The organism is Rhodococcus sp. BS-15 (assembly GCF_000813105.1).
Taxonomy (GTDB): Bacteria; Actinomycetota; Actinomycetes; order Mycobacteriales; family Mycobacteriaceae; genus Rhodococcoides.
In genome coordinates this window covers 1-1698 of record NZ_BAOX01000521.1, presented here as the reverse complement: position 1 = coordinate 1698, position 1698 = coordinate 1, and the positions used below count along the sequence as shown (strand labels likewise).

Below are 1698 nucleotides of genomic sequence, written 5' to 3'. Positions count from 1 at the left end.
GCGACGCGACGTCGGTGGCGATCGCTGCGGCCGACGGTGAGGGGGCGTTCGTCACGACGACTGCTCTGGACGAATCCGACGAGCAGGCACTCGCCGCGTGGCTCGCCGATCCAGCGCAACCCAAGGCGCTGCACGAGGCCAAGTGGCTCTGCATGCAGTTCGTGGGCGCGGCTGGACCCTCGGCGGGTTGACCACCGACACCGCCCTTGCCGCGTACCTGGTGCGGCCCGGTCAGCGATCGTTCAACCTCGACGACCTGTCGTTGCGCTACCTCAAACGCGAACTCCGGGTGGAGGATGCGGGTGAAGGTCAGATGTCGTTGCTCGATGCCGAGGACACCGCCGATGCGGCGTTCGCAGAGGGCGAGATCCTCAAGGCGCGGGCCGTCATCGACCTGGCCGATGCACTGGACGCCGAGCTCGCCGCCATCGAGTCGACCACCCTGCTCTCCGAGATGGAGCTGCCGCTGCTGACGGTGTTGGCCGATGTCGAGGCAACGGGTATCGCCGTGAACGGTGATCACCTCCGCGCACTGCAGTCCGGATTCGCTGCGCAGGTGGACGAGGCCGCGAACTCCGCCTACGGCGTGATCGACAAGCAGATCAACCTCGGGTCACCGAAGCAGTTGCAGGTGGTGCTGTTCGAGGAACTCGACATGCCCAAGACGAAGAAGACCAAGACCGGGTACACCACCGATGCCGATGCGCTGCAAGGGTTGTTCGAGAAGACCGAGCATCCGTTCCTGAAGTTCTTGCTCGATCACCGGGACGCGACACGGATGAAGGTGACGGTCGACGGCCTGCTGAAATCCGTTGCCGACGACGGACGCATTCACACGACGTTCAATCAGACGGTCGCGGCCACCGGACGACTCTCGTCCACCGAGCCGAACCTGCAGAACATTCCGGTTCGCAACGAGGCGGGCCGGCACATCCGGGACGGCTTCGTCGTCGGGGCGGGGTACGACACCCTGCTCACCGCCGACTACAGCCAGATCGAGATGCGAATCATGGCGCACGTCTCCGGCGACGAAGGGCTGATCGAGGCGTTCAACACCGGCGAGGACCTGCACAGCTTCGTCGGTGCCCGGGCATTCGGCGTGCCGATCGAGGAGGTCACCCCCGAACTGCGCCGCCGGGTCAAGGCGATGTCCTACGGACTGGCCTACGGGCTCAGCGCTTTCGGTCTCGCCGCGCAGCTCAAGATCTCCACCGACGAAGCGAAGCAGCAGATGGAGGCGTACTTCGCGCGGTTCGGAGGCGTCCGTGACTACCTGCGCAACGCCGTCGAGGAAGCGCGCAAGGTGGGGTACACCTCCACGCTGTACGGCAGGCGCCGCTACTTGCCCGATCTCAACAGCGACAATCGTCAGCGTCGCGAGGTGGCCGAGCGAGCCGCACTCAATGCCCCGATCCAGGGCACTGCCGCAGACATCATCAAGGTTGCGATGATCGACGTACACAAGTCGCTGGCGGAGTCGACGCTGAAGTCACGAATGCTGTTGCAGGTACACGACGAATTGGTGCTCGAGGTCGTCGAATCCGAGCGCGAGGAAGTCGAGGCACTGGTACGCGACAAGATGTCCTCGGCCATCGAACTGTCGGTGCCCCTCGAAGTCTCGGTCGGCACCGGGCGCAGCTGGGATGCCGCAGCACACTGATTCGACCTATGGCCAGGCGAAGGGCCGCTCACCGAATT

At 64.8% G+C, this 1698-nt stretch carries 1 pseudogene; it reads left to right on the top strand.

The features are described 5' to 3' along the window. A pseudogene (gene polA / locus RHBS_RS27550) lies at positions 1–1660 on the top strand (DNA polymerase I); the annotation flags it as partial. Positions 1661–1698 lie beyond the last annotated feature (38 nt).